This window comes from Nocardia citri, from assembly GCF_054065835.1.
Map to the genome: position 1 here is coordinate 83,429 of NZ_JBSUQM010000012.1, position 15,456 is coordinate 98,884.

The window sequence follows — 15,456 nt, forward strand, 5'->3', positions numbered from 1 at the left end:
ATGATGGATGTCGATCTCACTATCGAGCTTTATGTCAGCCGGGCCGAACAACTGTTCGCGGATACCGAGATCATCGAGAGAACCGGGTCCGGTGACATACGCACCAACTACGGCGAGGTGATCGCCCGGGCTCGTCGGCTGGCGGCCGGCCTGCAGGGGATCGGGGTGCGCCCGGGCGAGCGTGTCGCATCGCTGTCGTGGAACACGATTGCCCACTTCGAGTGCTATCTCGGCATACCGTCGGGTGGGTTCGTGCTGCACACCTTGAATTTCCGGCTTCCGGTCGACGATCTTCGGTATGTCATCGACCACGCCGAGGATCAGGTCGTGATCGTCGACCCCGATCACTTGGATCTGCTCGACGAAGCGCTGGAAGGTCTTTCGCACGTCCGGCACATCGTGGTGACCGGCCCCATCCCGGACACGCTCGGCGCGAACATCGCGCGACGTGAGGTGGTGTCCTATGCCGCACTGCTCGATGCGGGGGTCCCGGACTATCGTTGGCCGGCCTCGGCCGAAAAGCAGCCGGCCGGTCTTTGTTACACATCGGCCACAACCGGTCGGCCGAAAGGCGTGGTCTACACACACCGTTCACAGGTCTTGCACGCGACGACGATGTGTACCGCCGATGCGTTGGCTATCTCCGAACGCGATGTCATCCTGCCGATGACTCCGTTCTTCCACGCAAACGCCTGGGGTCTGCCCTACTCAGCGGTCATGACCGGGGCGAGGCTGGTGCTTCCTGGCGTGCGTCCGACACCGGCCGATATCGCCGACATGATCGAAGCGCACAGCGTGACGGTGGCTGCGGGCGTTCCGACGGTATGGACGGGTGTGCTGGAAGTCCAGCACACCCGGGAGCGCGACTTCGCCAGCTTGAACCGCATCATGTGCGGAGGTTCTGCGATTCCGCGGGCGCTGGCCGAGGAGTTCGAAACCCGGTACGGCACCCTCTTCATCCAGGCATACGGGATGACAGAAGCCTCGCCGTGCACCCACATCTGTCGACTTCCGGTGTCCATGAGGGATCTCCCGACAGACGAGCAACTCGCTGTTCGTTCGACACAGGGCCGACTGCTGCCCGGCCTCCAGATGCGGCTGGTCGACGATGCGGGCGAGGTTGTCGCACCGGGCACGGGGCCCGGGGAGATCCAGCTGCGGGGTCCGTGGATCGCCGATGAGTACTACCGCGACGAACGAACCGAAACAGCGTTCCGGGATGGTTGGTACGCGACCGGTGATCTGGCAACGGTTGACCGCAACGGGTTCGTTGCGCTGGTGGACCGCAAGAATGATCTGGTCAAGTCCGGTGGTGAGTGGATCAGCTCCGTCGAGCTGGAGAACGCGTTGATGGGGCACGACGCCGTCTTGGAAGCTGCGGTGGTGGCTGTGCCGCATGAGCGGTGGGGCGAACGACCGCTCGCTTTCGTCGCGTTGCGCCCGGGGACGCAGGTCAGCGGCGAAGAGTTGCGTGCCCATTTGCGTGACCGGTTTCCCGCTTTCTGGTTTCCCGATGAGGTCCGATTCATCGATGAGGTCCCGAAGACCGGCGCGGGCAAGTTCGCCAAACGGGTGTTGCGCGATCTCCTGCGGGCCGAGCGTGGGGATTCGGATGGGAAGGCGATAGACGCCGCACCGCGGCTGCAGACTGGAAGTTCAGTATGACCGCACCGCTGCAGTCGTTGCTGGTGACTTCGATCGTATCCGAAGCAGAGGGCGTGGCCTCGGTCGAACTGCGCCACCCGCAGGGCGGCGAGCTGCCGGCCTGGGAGCCGGGCGCCCATATCGACATGTACCTGCCGTCTGGGGTCATCCGCCAGTACTCGCTGTGTTCGGACCCTGCGGACCGGACGCGATACCGCGTCGCGGTTCTGCGCGTTGCCGATGGCCGCGGCGGCTCGATAGAGGTGCACGACACCGTGCTCGTGGGCCGCGAACTCAAGGTCGTCGGTCCGCGTAATCATTTCCCGCTGCGCGCCGCGGAGAACTATCTGCTGATCGCAGGTGGGATCGGCGTGACGCCGCTACTCGCGATGGCCCGGCAGCTGACGCGGCAGCGGCAGCGGTGGTCGATGATCTACGGCGGCAAGTCCCGTAGGCATATGGCGTTTACCGCCGAGCTGGCCGAGCTCGGTGGTCCGGTCGATATCGTCGCGCAGGACGAGCGTGGATTGCCCGACTTGGCAGCGTCGATCCGCGCTTGCCCGCCGGGCACCGCTGTGTACTGCTGCGGTCCCGAAGCGATGCTGCAAGTGGTCCAGTCGTTGTGCGCCGAGCATCTCCCCTCCGATGCCCTGCATATCGAGCGGTTCGGAACAACTGCTGACAGTGCTACACAGACCGGCGATGATCAGGAGATCGAGGTCGAGCTCGCCCGTTCGGGCCAGGTACTCACGGTGCCTGCGGACCGCACGGTTCTGGACGTTGTCCTCGAGGTCCAGCCCGGCACACCGTATTCCTGCAAGGACGGCTACTGCGGTACGTGTGAGGTGGCGGTGCTCGAGGGCACGCCCGATCATCGGGACGATGTGCTGACCGACGCCGAGCGGGAAAGTGGCGAAACGATGATGATCTGTGTCAGCCGCGCCAAGTCGCTTCGGCTGATCCTGGACTTGTGAACGCTACGCGTCAGAGTAGCGAATAGCGTTTGCGCAAGACAGCGTGCCGAGACCGGTCCACAGAGGTACGGGCGGTTCCTTCGCCATTCGAGCCCCATGGTCGAGTTCACGTTCGATCAGATCCCGGTCGATCGCTTGCGTCGATATTCCGAGTCTCGTCGCCGGGACCCATCCGCTCGGCCATGCCCGACGCGATAGGCGCCGCCGCGCCGCGGCCGACCTGATGCGCGGCAGCGACCAATGCGGCCTGCGAGCGGGTCGAGCCGACTTCCGCGCCCCGGTGCGCAACATGATCACGGAGATGCGGGCCGCGTCGAAGTCGACCACCACACGGCTGAGAATTCCGTTGACCGCCGCCCATGCACCCGTCAGGGCAGTGAGCGAGCTGCGCAGGGCGGCAAGGTATTCCGCAGGCGCATCGGTGACCCGAGCGAGCCCAGGTCTGCCGTTCAGCGAGTTCGTTCTGCACCGCGCGTACCGTGTCGGCAGCGGAAGGCCGTTGCCAGCCGGAGGGTACCTCCGATGCCCCGGATGTCGATGTTCTCGTGTCGAGTGCTGCGGGCTACGTGCTCGAGACGTCGCGACGGCGGGCTCGGGTGGCGACCCACACACCGGCGCCGACGGCAGCAGCTACCGGCCATTCCAGCAGTCCGAACACGGCCGCCGCGCCGAGTCCGCCGTACAGCAATGTCGGCTCGGTGTCGGGCACACGGTGCCGCACCGAATCACCCATCGACGAAACGCTGTGGGTGACCTTCGACGCCATCGACTTCGGCGCGGGGATGCCGGGAACGTGTGCCATGTGTATCCCGACCGTCGGTACCGGGACACGCATCCCGTCGCCAGCCGGCTGCTGTTCATGCTCCGACGACCCGGTCGGCTCCTGCTGTGCGGCGGTTTCGTGAGCGGGTTTCGTCGCGCTGTTGGTCATCGATGTTCCTTTCTCTCCATGTATATATGTCTCAGTACTTCTAGGCGGCGATCTGGTTTGCGACCGCGCCCCCATGGTCGTCGATCCGATCGGCTCTGCGGGCGGCGGTATCTCCGCCGAAGACTTTCGACGGATGCAGATGGTCGAGGGGACCGATATCGCGGGCGGACTTCACTTCCACCATCATGTGCGTCGAGCGCCAGTCGAACTGCGCGGTCCCGCCACGTTTCGGGCCGTACGTGACCAGGACGAGCCCCGATGTCATCGGGGCGTCCGTGTCTTCCAATCGTTCCGGTATCTCCGTATCTCCAGCCTTGCCTGTGCCGGACCGCTGGCGACAGGGCCGGACGTCCCATGAGACGGGGGCCGATGGTCTATGTGCTCGCGTCGGGTGAACTTCGTACCTCGACAGGGCTGCAACCGGCGGCCGGAATTTCCTCCGGCATCGAGGCATGGCCGGTCCACCACCGTGTTTCGGTCGGATAATCCGCCGCATTGCGTGTGGCCGGTTGGCGTGCGGATTCCCGCATGAGCACGCTCCAAAATTGTTGCAGCACATCTGGTAGCGGGTAGCATCGGGACGTGGATGGTCACCGCCGCAATCGGTGAACCGGGGCGGGTCATGGCAATGGATCCGTGCTCCGCGTCGGACGACCCACGCGTCGACGGAATTGCCGACCGCGAGTTCCCCGGTCGCGAAACTGTTTTTCCCACCTTGCCGCGCGCAGTCGGCCGCGGCCACAGACCGCCACCGCGAGGTGACCGGAATGAGGGTGTCACTACTGGATGGGTGGTTTCCCTGGGCACTGCGGATCGCGTCAGCGAGCCTGGTGGTGCTTGCCGCCGGGTGGCGCAATCGCCGGTGGCGCGCGCGGTGGTTGCCGATTGCTGCGGTGACCGCGGTTGCGGGGGGCATTGGCGGGTGGGTGGCTATCCCAGCAGCGCTGGCCTTGACCGATCCAGTACCGACCGAGGCGTGGATCTGGTTCGCGGTGCTGCTCTTTGTGACGCTCACGCTGGTCGTCGGCTGGCACGGCGACCGATGGTGGCGCCATGGTGTTGCGTTGCTCGCCGTCATGGTCACCACCGCGGCGATGGTCAACGCCGTCAACACCTCGATCGGCTACTATCCCACGATCCGCGACGCCTGGCGCACGATATCCCATGCACCGATGCCCGCTGCGGTCAACCTCTCCCAACTCGGCAGCGTTACACCCGAAACGCTCACCGGCCGAGTCGTCGCCGTCGCTGTGCCGGATACCCTCAGCCACTTCCGGCACCGCCAGGAATTCGTCTACCTGCCCCCGGCCTGGTTTCGCCGTCCTCGACCGCACCTGCCGGTACTCGAGCTGATCGGCGGTGTGTTCGCCGCGCCGGATGACTGGATCCGCGCGGGCCACGCGGTGGAAAACGCCGACGCCTACGCTCGCCAGCACGGCGGGCTCGCACCGATCCTCGCGTTTACCGACGCCACCGGCGATCTCATCGCCGACACCGAATGCGTCAACGGCACCGCTGGCAACGCCGAGGACCACCTCGTCAAGGACATCCCCGCCTACGTGGTGTCGACATTCGACGCCGCCCCATCGCCGCGCGACTGGGGTGTGGTCGGTTGGTCCATGGGCGGCACCTGCGCAGTCGACCTGGTCGTCGAGCACCCTGAGACCTTCGACCACTTCGTCGATATCTCCGGCGATCTCGGCCCGAACCTGGGTGGTAAGCAGGACACGATCAGCAAACTGTTCAAGGGCGACGCCGTCGCGTGGGCCGCGCACGATCCACTCACCGTGCTCGCCCACCACGGCCCATACCACGACGTGACGGGGCTGTTCATCTGCGGCGCCGCCGAGCTGGCACACGTTCGCCACGCCGGCCAGCTCGCCACGGCCGCGCGGGAAGCCGGTATCCCCACCGAAGTCACGATCCTTCCCGGCGAGCACACCTGGAAGTTCGCCGCACAAGCCTTCGCCGCAGGCCTGCCTCGGCTTGCCGCCCAACTCGACTTCGAACCGCCGTAGCTACCAACCTGGACCCGGTGCTCGCGCGATGACGATCTATTCGCCGCCTGGTTCGCGGTCGACATCCCCTCGACACCGCATACCTCCACCTCATTGCCGAACCGGCCGGACGCCGCCCGTCGCGAGCTTGGTTCCATGCCGCTTTTGGTGAGTTCCGGCGATGCGCTCTATGATCGACGCGATGATGATTCCTTCTGATCGCAGATTGGGGGTCCCGTCCGTCCAAGGTGAGTGCTGATGCTCACTGTGAAGACGAATAGGGACGATTCCCGCCTTTCCTTCTGGCCGCGCGTGCGTGAGTTCGCCGTGCCGCCCTCCATGATCGAAACCGCTACCGCTCGGCGTCGCGCCGGAGATTGGGCGGGTTCCTGTGCCGCAGCGGGTTTCGACGTCGATATCGATTTATGTTCCGTGGCAAAGACTTACGGTGGGGAGCTGGCTGCCGATGTCCGTTCCGATCTGCGGAATTTAGCTCCGGATCTGCTGCGCTGGCACCTGCCGAGAGTTGCTCCCGATGGTTTGCTCCGGCCGGGGCTGACGATCACGCTTGCTCGTTACCCCAGGGGCACAGCTGGTTTCGTACATTTGGTGGTTCGTACCGCGCCGGCTTGGGCGGATGCCGGGCAGCGGGTCGGCCTCGCGTTGTGTGATAGGGCCACGACCGTGGTCGGCTTGCATCCGCATCCCCGGCCGGACCGACGTTTCCGGATGGACCTGCACCGTCACCTCTGGGATGCGCGCAGGGCCGATGAGCTGCGAGTACGGTGTGGAGCCGAGCCAGGCGCCGACCGGTCAGCACTGGACCCGGCTCTGCTGGAGACTGCGCCGCGCGATCGCGGCTACGCCGTTGATCGCTGGGGTGCCGAGGCGCGAATCCTGCTGGATTCCGAAGGGCGGCAGGAGAATACGTTCCTGGTGCGGTTGGGTGCCCGGCAACGGGTGATTGCCGAAATGGGGCCTGCTGGCTTGCGTATCGCGGCGGCATATCCGACCGGAGCTGTCTCGGCGCTTCCGGTACTGCCCGACGCCGCGACCTGGCAATCACCCGACCTGGAACTGCTTCGCGCCGGCGTGATCTCGCTCGAACGACTGCATCCGCTGGTCGCTGCGGCGCTGGTGCCGGACTATTCGCCGAGCGAGCCCGTCTGGGGGCCACCCCAGGCGGAGCGAACACAGCTGGTGGAATGCAGCGGCGAGCAACACCGAATCGGCTTGGTCGGCGGTGCGTTGTCCGCGCTGGACCACGACCGGGCCGAGATCCGGCGCGAGGAACTCCTGGCCGCCTTGACCGGCGCCCCGCTGCCCTGCCTGCAGGCCATCGATCGGGCACATCGCCAGCCGGACTGCCTCCCAGGCGTTCGCGAACGTCTCGCACACGGCGATACCGCCGGCGCACTCGCTGTCGTCGAAGGCTTGCTCGGTCCCGAAGCGATCCAGCGTGACGGCGCTCTTCGGGACGAATTGGTAGCCACCGCGCAACAGCGGGTCACGTATGGGCTCTACCGATCCGGCCTGTCCACAGCGCAACTCGCCCCCCACTACTCCGGCGTTCGCCGTCCACGAGATCGCCGCGCGCACCCGCGCAACGCGACGAGCTACTAAACCTGCCAGAGCGGTGCGCTCCGGCGCGAGGCGACTGCTTCCCGATCTTGCCACTACTGCGCACAGCCGCCCGGCACGACCGCCTAACGGCCCGCAATGGCGCGACTACTTTCCCACCGTCGTATCGGTTAATCCTTCTACAACACAAGGTGGTTCATATGTCTGCTTCTGTAACGCCCTCCGCTGCTCACACCTCTGCGGATGGCGCTTCCCAGCTCGATATCGCAGCTGATCTACTGACTCTGCTCGGCGAGACCACCACCGAACCGTGGCCCAACACCCAACTGGAGGCCATCACCCTGGCAGTAGCCGCTGACCTGCCGGTGCTGCTGTGGGGTGAGCCGGGAATCGGTAAGACCGCGGCCCTGACGCAACTCGCCCAAACCCTCGATCTTCCGCTGACCACGGTAATCGCGAGCGTGCATGAGCCGTCCGACTTTTCGGGTCTGCCCATCCTCGGCGACGACCCGGCGGAGCGCGGTGTTCCGATGGCGCCACCCGACTGGGCGGTGCGATTGGTCCGGGCGGGCCGGGGACTGCTGTTCCTCGACGAGCTGTCCACCGCGCCACCCGCCGTGCAGGCTGCCCTGCTGCGGCTCGTGTTGGAGCGGCGGATCGGTTCACTGAAGCTGCCGCCCGGCGTCCGGATCGTGGCGGCAGCCAACCCGCGTTCGTCGGCGGCCGATGGCTGGGAGCTGAGCCCGCCGCTGGCCAATCGGTTCGTACACCTGCAATGGATGCACGATCACGATGTGGTCGTGCGCGGTCTCGGCGGCACCTGGCCGCGCGCGACACTGCCGCAGCTCGACCGGGAAAAGCTCACGGACGCAGTGTCGTTCGCGCGTCGCGCGGTGTGCGTGCTGCTCGCGGCGCGCCCGAAGCTCGTGCATCAGATGCCGAGCAGTGAAGTGCACCGGGGTGGCGCCTGGGCTTCACCTCGCACTTGGGAGATGACGCTGCGGCTCATCGCATTCGCCACGGCCGCGGGGTCGTCCAGGGATGTGCTGTCGCTGTTGGTCCGGGGTGCGGTCGGGGATGGCCCGGGTTTCGAGCTGCTGACCAGCCTGGACCGGATGGACCTCCCGGACCCCGAGACGCTGCTGGCCGATCCGGCGGGCGCTGAGCTGCCCGAGCGCGGGGATCTGCGCCAGGCCGCGCTCGACGGTGTGGTCGCGGCGGTGCGTAAGCGCCCGGAGCGGTCCCGCTGGGATGCGGCGTGGGCGCTACTGGTCAAGGCGATCGAAACCGGGGCGCCGGATCTTGTGGTCGTCCCCGCGACCACGCTCGCAGCACTGCGCCAGGGAAATTGGGAGGTGCCGGCGTCGATCGAGAAGCTGGCGGGCGTGGTGTCGGTGTCGCAGCGCGCGGATCGTGCCGCCGATCTCCTGCGGGCGGCCCGATGACTGTGCCGGCAGCGGTTCAGAAACTGGATCGGGAAAAGCTCTTCGCCGCTCGGCTGTGCGCCGTCCGAGTCCGGCCTTACCTGGCGACCGCCCTTTTCGCTCTGCACATCGTCGAATCGCGCCACGTCCCGACGATGAGTGTGGACCGACACTGGCGCTGCTACGTTTCGCCCGCGTTCGTGGACAGCATGCCGGTCGAGGAATTGGCCGGGGTCTTGGTGCACGAGGTCTCGCACCTGCTGCGCGACCATCACAGGCGTGGTGAGCGCTTCGCCCGCGAGCACGAGCTGAGCGGGCCGGGGGAACGGCTGCGCATCAATATCGCCGCAGATTTCGAGATCAACGACGATATCTTCGGCGACGGACTCCTCCGCCCGGAGGGCGCGATCCTGCCCGCCGACATCGACTTGCCCGCAGGCAAACTCATGGAGGAGTACCTGCGGGAGTTCCGGTTCCGAACATACACGCCGGGCATGGCGTGGCTCGATTGCGGTAGCGGCGCCGACGGCCTGGAACGCGAATGGGAGCTGGGGCCGCTCGGCGCGGACGGCCTCAGCGAACAGGAACGCGACGGCGTGCGCTTCCGGGTGGCGCAGGGCATCATCGGCCGTCCGGGCAACGTGCCCGAAGGATGGCGACGGTGGGCGCAGGAAGCATTCCATCCACCGCAGCCGTGGCGCGACCTGCTCAGCGCCGCACTTCGCGCGGCCGTCTCCGCACCCGGGGTCGGCGAGGACTACACCTACGGTCGGCCCGCGCGACGCTCGGCCGGTGTTCCCGGTGTCATCCTGCCGAGTCTGCGGTGCACGCCACCTCGCGTCAGCGTGATCATCGATACCTCTGGTTCGGTCAGCGACGCCGAACTCGGCAGCGCCCTACTCGAAGTGACCGCCATCGGCCGCGCGGCGGGCGGCCGCCGCGACCTGCTCACGGTGTTGTCCTGCGACGCCGCTGCCCGGATCGCACACCCGCTGTGCGCGGCCGAGGGCATACCGCTGGTGGGCGGTGGCGGAACCGACCTACGCACAGGCTTCGCCAAAGCCCTTCGCGCCCAACCCCGTCCGGACGTCGTCGTGGTCCTCACCGATGGTCAGACACCCTGGCCCGAGACCAAGCCGTGGTGCCGCACCGTCGTGGGCCTGTTCCGCCGGGCCCCTTCGTGGAGTGAACACGATCCCGATTACGTTCCGGACAGACCACCGGCGTGGGCGCGAGTCGTCGAAATCGGCTAGCTCGCGCTGTTCGGTGCGTCCCGGGTGATTCGAAACAGCCACTGGGGAGAAAGGGGGTAAGCCGGTGAACGATACGCATTCCGTTCAGTGCTGCCAGCCACCCGAGCAGGACGTCGGCCTCGGTGACCTGATAGTCACGACCGCTCTGCAGCACCAGGATCGGCCGGTCCAGGGCCGCGGCGGTGGCCACCTGATCGAACCCGCCCAGGTCCAGCCCGTAGGAGGCGGGCCAGCCGAACAGCAATTCCGCGCTGGGGGTTTCGGGTGACAGGGCCGAGGCGTAGCCGTCACCCCGGGGACAACCGTGGTTCATACAGGGTGTCCAGGATGTGCGGTGTGGCGGGAGCGAACGGAAACGGCCTGGCGGGCAGTATCGCCTGTGCGGTGATGTCTGCGGTGCTGTTCGCCGTCTCTGCGGCATTACAGCAGGACACCGTACGGCAGGCGGCGACTGCGGAGCCGAGCGGCGTGCGTGTACTCGCAGTGGGTCCGCTTGCGCGGCGGATCCTGACCAGCCGGCGCTGGCTGGTCGGCCAGGGCGCGAGCGTCGCAGGGTTCGGATGCCATGCGGTGGCGCTGCGGCTGGGTGCGTTGCCGATGGTGCAGGCATTGCTGGTGGTGCAGCTGTTGTTTGCGCTGCCGCTGGCCGCGCGACAGCGGCGGCGCCGACTGCTGCGCCGGGATTGGGTAGGCGCCGCCATCGTGTGCGCCGGGCTGGTCTTGCTGATCGCTCAGGGTGTCCCGCACGGGGTGCCGCGCCCGGAGACGCTGCCGCGGGCGGGCATGGTGGTGGTGATAGCGGTGGTCGTGTTGTTCCTGCTATCCCGGGCGACCCGGCCGACCCAGCTGCGCGCCTCGCTGACCGCTGTGGCGGCAGGCTTCTGCGTCACCAGCACCGCGGTGCTGGTGTCCGTGGGCACGTCGGAGCCGCATCGGTACGGTTGGATACTGCTCGGTGTTCCGGTGACCACCATCATCGGCGGCATCCTCATCCAGGAGGCATTCGCGCACGGCTCCCTGCCGACCGCGCTGACCACTGTGACCATCACCGATCCGGTGCTCAGCTACGTCGCCGGCCTCACCCTCTTCGCCGCGGCCACCGAACCAGACCCGCTCGCTCTGGCGGGTGCCGCCGCCCTGATCCTCGGAGGCGTTGCACTGCTCGCGAATTCACCCACCCTCCACGACGAGCGTGACGGCAACATTCATGACCACCGCGACAGCGCCGTTCCCGGCCGACACGACGGCGACATCCACGACGCACCCGATGGTGACCTTCGCAGTGGACGCGATGGCGATGCCGACGACGGGCATGGCGGCGACGTTCGTGGACAACGTGACGGCGGCATCCGGGACCGACGCGGCGATACCTTGTCTATCGACCGGGTGGGGTGAAATCCGTTCTGGGTGCTTGGATTCGTTCCTCATGGGGACAGGCGGAGATCGCGCCGGGTTCGAGGTCGGCGTAGAGCGCGAGCATTCCGGTAACGGTAATCGACCAGGGAAAACGTTCGGCGCTGCGGCGGGCGGCCTGGCGGCGCCGATCGGCGGGATGGGTGAGCAGGGTGCGCACACCGTCGGCGAGACCCGCGGGGGTGCCGTCGCAGTCGACGCCGGAACCCGCGGGACCGAGCAGTTCGCGGGCGGCACCGTCGCGCGGGACCACCACGGGCGTGCCGCATGCGAGCGCCTCGAGCACGGCGAGGCCGAAAGTCTCGGCGGGGGAAGGGCACAGGGCGATGTCGGCGTGGGCGAGTGTGGCCGCCACCAGGTTTCGATCCGCGATATGGCCGAGGAAGGTCACCGGCAGGTCGGCCGACTGGCGCTGCAGGCATTCCCGCAGCGGTCCGTCGCCGATCACGGTCAACCTGACCCGCATACCGCTGTCACACAACAGTCGGACGGCATCGATCGCCCGGTCGGGACACTTCTCGCGGGACAGCCTGCTCACCATCGCGAGCTGGACTGTGCTGCTCGGATTGTGCTGCGCCGAGTGGAACTTCCGGTGTGGCAGGGCATTCTGGCCGGAATTCCACGGTGCGGACCGGCCGAGGTGTAATGAGTTCGCGGCGGGGTCTGCCGGAGAGTGACCGGTGGGGTCCACCGGGGTTCGCCCGGAGCGATTCGGAAGATTGTTCTCGCCAGGGTCTGATGCCGGGCGCGACGCTGTGTTCGACGCGCGTGGCGGACCTACTATGCGCGGCAACCATCGTGTGCGCTGCGAGCGGGGGCAGGCGGAATGCGTTGTGCTGTTACCCTTTCGTGGTCGCGCCGACGGCTGGACCACCGGTGTGGAGCGCGAGACCGTGGCGATCGTCGTCGTGTGCCCTCGCCCGCCTACCGCACCGACTACGCCGGGATCGATTGGGCGGAAGGTGTCCAGATCCACCCCGAGCGGGATCCGGCGCACATTCGCGGCGCCGATGCGGGTAAATTCCGCAGCCGCGAAACCCGAGGTGACGACGATATGTTCGGCGCGCGCGGCCAGCTGGCGGTTGGCCAGATCCGCGGCCGTGACGAGTGGAAACCCGGGTGGTACCCGGGTGCGCAGGATGGCGTCGATGCGTTCGTGTGAGAACAGCACCACTGGAATGCCCTTACGGCGAGCCCACGGTGCGAGCCAGCGCATGCTCAGTTTGTCGCTGCATTCGAGCACCTCGGGGCGCACGCTCTCCAGTATCGGGAGGGTGCGCGCGGAGGTGAGGACATGGTAGCCCGCCGCACCGAATCGGCGGCCGCGCACCGTGATCCGGCGCCCGGATGAGGTGAGCTCGTCGGCGTCGGACAGGCCCGGCACCACCAGAACCCGATCGTGTCCCGCAGCGAGATAACCGCGGCCGATCTCGTCGACGCAGGTGCGCAAACCTCCGGACGCCGGGGTGTAGAAGTTGGCGACCTGCACGATTCGCATCAGCCGATCACCTCGGCATAGGTGGCCGGGCGCGCACCCGCGGAGAGCGCGGCATCGATTCCCTTCAGCGCGGCATCGCGCAGCCCGGGGTAGTGCAGATCGTCGGGGTGCAGGGCGATTCGGACCAAGCCGTCGCGCTGCGCGGCACGTCCGGCCAGCCGGGGCAATAGGCCGGCCGCGGTGCGTTCACCCCATCCGCCAGGGCGTTGCGACAGCGCGAACCCGCGCACCCGAAGGCCGGTCCGCAGATCCCGCACGCCGAAATGATCGGTGGTGTGCGAGAAGCCCGCCCGGCGCAGCGCCCAGTCCGAGGCCGGTGAGGAAAGCCAGCCCGGCGGGGTGAAACCCGTTGTGGTCAGGCCCATCTCGTTCATCACCGTGATGGCCTGCCGGAGCCGGGCGTCGGCCGCGGCGACGTCGAGCGCGGCGAATTCGGCGGCGCCGCGCGCCACCATCCGGGCGACCGCGCGGCGGGCAAACGAACCCTCCTTCGGGGCCCGGTGTTCCCAGCCGTGCAGCATGATCTCGTCGCCGTGCGCGCGGCGCTCGCGCAGGAACTGCCCGTATTCGGGCGCGTCGGCCAGGCTCGCACCCCGCCATGGACCCGGGATCACCAGGATCGACACCGGGATGCCGAAGACGTCGGCGTCGGCAATCCAGCGCGCGGTTTCCCGCTCGGATGCCGGAGCAACATCATGAACACTCACCACCAGTCGTGCAGGCACGGGCGCAGGTTAGCAACGAACAGTTGCGGCCAACTGAACAGCAGGGATGCGTTGCCTGGCGAATCGAAACCTGTAGTGATCATCGGGTGCGGGCGGCTCTGCACCAGCACCGGGTAAGAATGAGAGGACAAAAGGCGTGGAGTGATGAGATCATCGCCGCCCGTATGGTTTTTGGCGGTCGTGTCGGCGAGCAGCCAAGACTGTGGGTCAGTTCAAGCAAGGTCAGGGCTTCGACAGTGGGGCGGGTGCGATGCGGAGTAGTTGTTTGCCGAGGTTGCGCCCTTCGAAGAGGCCGCGCAGCATGGCTGGCGCGAGTTCGAGGCCCTCCTGGACATCTTCGGCGTACATGATATGGCCTTGGGTCATCCATTCGTGTAGCCGACCGAATGCCTCCGGGAATCGGTCGAGGTAGTCCAGAAAGATGAATCCCTCCATCCGTGCCCGCCTGAGGCCGAGTTGCATGTAGTTGCGTGGTCCAGGAGGTGGTTCGCCCGCCTCGTAGCCGGAAGAGATGCTGCCGCAGACCACGATTCGGGCTCGCTCGGCGATATTCGCCAGTCCAGCATCCAGGATGGCGCCGCCGACGTTGTCGAAGAACACGTGGACACCGTCAGGAGCCAATTCGTGCAACCGCGCCTCGACGTCGTCGGCCTTATAGTCGATGCACGCATCGAACCCGGCGATCTCGGTGACCCAGGTGCACTTGGCGGTTCCGCCCGCGATCCCGATCACCCTGCATCCCAGCGCCTTCGCGATCTGGCCTGCGATGGACCCGGTCGCTCCGGCGGCTCCGGACACCAGCACGGTATCCCCGACCGAGGGTCTGCCGATATCGATCATGCCGAAGTAAGCGGTCAGTCCGGTCGCGCCGAAGATGCCGAGCATCGCCTTGGGCTCGATGCCTGGCGGAACGACATTCAGTCCCAGCAGCCCCTGACCCGAGGCGATCGTGTAGTCCTGCCATCCGACCATCCCGAAAACCCAGTCTCCCACCGCGTAGTCGGCGTTGCGGGATGCCACCACCTGCCCGACGCCACCGGCGCGCATCACGGCACCGAGTGGCACTGGATCCATATAGTTCGGGCCGTCATTGAGCCAGCCTCGCTGAGTCGGATCGAAAGCCAGCCAGACCACCCTGACAAGTGCCTCATCCGGGCCGGGGATCGGTATAGAGCCACTCCTGAGCTCGAAGCTACTTTCGTCAACCATGCCTACCGGTCGTTTGACAAGAATCCACTGGCGATTCACCCGGCGAAGCTAACCCGCCTATCCGATTACTGTCATCCGAATTTACCGGCCTCGCACCTGCCGCGGGCATCATTCAGTGCTGTTCGGCGAAGCCGCGAATGAGTGTGCCGGTGCTGTCGGGCTCCTCGATCATGGTGTGTGACCGAAGTCGAGGGTCTCGATCCGGACGTCCGGGATGAGGCGGTAGTCCTGGAAGGACGCCGACGACCAGCGCTTGTCCTGGGAGCCGTAGATCACCATCGCCGGCAGGCCGAGGTCCACAAGCCGACCCGTACGCGGGCGCCGACACCCTATTCGGCTCCAAGGTGCGCTGGACAACAGGATCGCGCCGTTGGTCTCCATCCAGGTATTTCGGCGTGCTAGTCAAATTGAAGTCAGTTCAGTATGCTGGCGTCGAAACCGACCGAGGAGACGTCGCCATGACGCAGACCACAAGCCGTTCCGAGTCATCTGATCGAGACCTGGACGGATGCTCCGTCATGCACCACTGGTCAACTCACCCAGGCGGTCCCGGAAGCCGAGGACACCTACGCGCACGCGGTGGGCACCGGGGCCATGGGTGAAGCGGCAGCCCGTGGGCGGTGGTCGGACAGGACGGCAAGGTGCACGGCCTCGATGCGCTATACATCGCCGACGCGTCGGTGCTGCCGACCCTTGTCGGTGTGCCGACCTACACCACAGCGATGATGATCGCCGAAAGATGCGCGGGCTTCATCGAGGATACATTCAGGTAGATCAAGACATTTCGAGTCGTACTGATCAGGCGGT

The 15,456-nt window shown here is 66.7% G+C and carries 14 protein-coding genes; 8 read left to right on the forward strand and 6 right to left on the reverse strand.

The window, feature by feature from the left end:
- Positions 1–1,665, forward strand: a complete 1,665-nt coding sequence (locus ACW2Q0_RS18375) for a long-chain fatty acid--CoA ligase (protein ID WP_457191678.1) — start codon at positions 1–3, stop codon at positions 1,663–1,665.
- Positions 1,662–2,618, forward strand: a complete 957-nt coding sequence (locus ACW2Q0_RS18380) for a PDR/VanB family oxidoreductase (RefSeq protein ID WP_457191680.1) — start codon at positions 1,662–1,664, stop codon at positions 2,616–2,618. Before ACW2Q0_RS18375 ends, ACW2Q0_RS18380 begins: the two co-directional genes overlap by 4 nt.
- A gap of 562 nt (positions 2,619–3,180) precedes the next feature.
- Here ACW2Q0_RS18380 and ACW2Q0_RS18385 read toward each other — a convergent pair.
- The gene (locus tag ACW2Q0_RS18385) at positions 3,181–3,549 is read right to left on the reverse strand and encodes a hypothetical protein (protein WP_457191682.1); all 369 of its coding nucleotides are present in this window, start codon (positions 3,547–3,549) and stop codon (positions 3,181–3,183) included.
- A 40-nt stretch (positions 3,550–3,589) separates the two neighbouring features.
- On the reverse strand, positions 3,590–3,814 hold the full coding sequence (locus ACW2Q0_RS18390) for a hypothetical protein (protein ID WP_457191684.1): 225 nt from the start codon (positions 3,812–3,814) through the stop codon (positions 3,590–3,592).
- A 661-nt stretch (positions 3,815–4,475) separates the two neighbouring features.
- Here ACW2Q0_RS18390 and ACW2Q0_RS18395 point away from each other — a divergent pair.
- The 5 genes from ACW2Q0_RS18395 (at position 4,476) to ACW2Q0_RS18415 (ending at position 11,199) form a co-directional block, all read left to right on the forward strand.
- Entirely contained in the window at positions 4,476–5,567 is a 1,092-nt protein-coding gene (locus tag ACW2Q0_RS18395; RefSeq protein WP_457191686.1) for an alpha/beta hydrolase, read from the forward strand.
- A gap of 237 nt (positions 5,568–5,804) precedes the next feature.
- Positions 5,805–7,169 carry a hypothetical protein gene (locus tag ACW2Q0_RS18400; RefSeq protein WP_457191688.1) on the forward strand — a complete coding sequence of 455 codons (1,365 nt, stop codon included), beginning with the start codon at positions 5,805–5,807 and terminating at the stop codon, positions 7,167–7,169.
- Between the two features lie 158 nt (positions 7,170–7,327).
- Entirely contained in the window at positions 7,328–8,572 is a 1,245-nt protein-coding gene (locus ACW2Q0_RS18405) for an AAA family ATPase (protein WP_457191690.1), read from the forward strand.
- Entirely contained in the window at positions 8,569–9,804 is a 1,236-nt protein-coding gene (locus tag ACW2Q0_RS18410; protein ID WP_457191692.1) for a vWA domain-containing protein, read from the forward strand. Before ACW2Q0_RS18405 ends, ACW2Q0_RS18410 begins: the two co-directional genes overlap by 4 nt.
- 336 nt (positions 9,805–10,140) lie before the next feature.
- Positions 10,141–11,199, forward strand: a complete 1,059-nt coding sequence (locus ACW2Q0_RS18415; protein WP_457191694.1) for a DMT family transporter — start codon at positions 10,141–10,143, stop codon at positions 11,197–11,199.
- Here the strand turns inward: ACW2Q0_RS18415 and ACW2Q0_RS18420 are convergent.
- The 4 genes from ACW2Q0_RS18420 to ACW2Q0_RS18435 form a co-directional block, all read right to left on the reverse strand.
- Positions 11,180–12,715: a glycosyltransferase gene (locus ACW2Q0_RS18420; protein ID WP_457191696.1), complete on the reverse strand. Its 1,536-nt coding sequence runs from the start codon at positions 12,713–12,715 to the stop codon at positions 11,180–11,182. The genes ACW2Q0_RS18415 and ACW2Q0_RS18420 overlap by 20 nt on opposite strands.
- Positions 12,715–13,422, reverse strand: coding sequence for a DUF2334 domain-containing protein (locus ACW2Q0_RS18425; protein ID WP_457191698.1), 708 nt, complete (start codon positions 13,420–13,422; stop codon positions 12,715–12,717). The genes ACW2Q0_RS18420 and ACW2Q0_RS18425 overlap by 1 nt, the downstream gene beginning before the upstream one ends.
- Before the next feature lie 240 nt (positions 13,423–13,662).
- Positions 13,663–14,688, reverse strand: a complete 1,026-nt coding sequence (locus ACW2Q0_RS18430) for an NADP-dependent oxidoreductase (RefSeq protein WP_457191700.1) — start codon at positions 14,686–14,688, stop codon at positions 13,663–13,665.
- Positions 14,689–14,817: 129 nt separating this feature from the next.
- The gene (locus ACW2Q0_RS18435) at positions 14,818–14,949 is read right to left on the reverse strand and encodes a hypothetical protein (RefSeq protein ID WP_457191702.1); all 132 of its coding nucleotides are present in this window, start codon (positions 14,947–14,949) and stop codon (positions 14,818–14,820) included.
- Between the two features lie 320 nt (positions 14,950–15,269).
- Here ACW2Q0_RS18435 and ACW2Q0_RS18440 point away from each other — a divergent pair, with 320 nt between their 5' ends.
- Positions 15,270–15,422: a GMC oxidoreductase gene (locus tag ACW2Q0_RS18440; protein ID WP_457191704.1), complete on the forward strand. Its 153-nt coding sequence runs from the start codon at positions 15,270–15,272 to the stop codon at positions 15,420–15,422.
- Positions 15,423–15,456: the final 34 nt, after the last annotated feature.

Excerpts from the sequence above, each read along its gene's own strand:
- ACW2Q0_RS18375 (WP_457191678.1), top strand. The coding sequence starts at position 1 with ATGATGGATGTCGATCTCACTATCGAGCTTTATGTCAGCCGGGCCGAA.
- ACW2Q0_RS18380 (WP_457191680.1), top strand. The coding sequence starts at position 1,662 with ATGACCGCACCGCTGCAGTCGTTGCTGGTGACTTCGATCGTATCCGAA.
- ACW2Q0_RS18385 (WP_457191682.1), bottom strand. The coding sequence starts at position 3,549 with ATGACCAACAGCGCGACGAAACCCGCTCACGAAACCGCCGCACAGCAG.
- ACW2Q0_RS18390 (WP_457191684.1), bottom strand. The coding sequence starts at position 3,814 with ATGACATCGGGGCTCGTCCTGGTCACGTACGGCCCGAAACGTGGCGGG.
- ACW2Q0_RS18400 (WP_457191688.1), top strand. The coding sequence starts at position 5,805 with ATGCTCACTGTGAAGACGAATAGGGACGATTCCCGCCTTTCCTTCTGG.
- ACW2Q0_RS18405 (WP_457191690.1), top strand. The coding sequence starts at position 7,328 with ATGTCTGCTTCTGTAACGCCCTCCGCTGCTCACACCTCTGCGGATGGC.
- ACW2Q0_RS18410 (WP_457191692.1), top strand. The coding sequence starts at position 8,569 with ATGACTGTGCCGGCAGCGGTTCAGAAACTGGATCGGGAAAAGCTCTTC.
- ACW2Q0_RS18420 (WP_457191696.1), bottom strand. The coding sequence starts at position 12,715 with ATGCGAATCGTGCAGGTCGCCAACTTCTACACCCCGGCGTCCGGAGGT.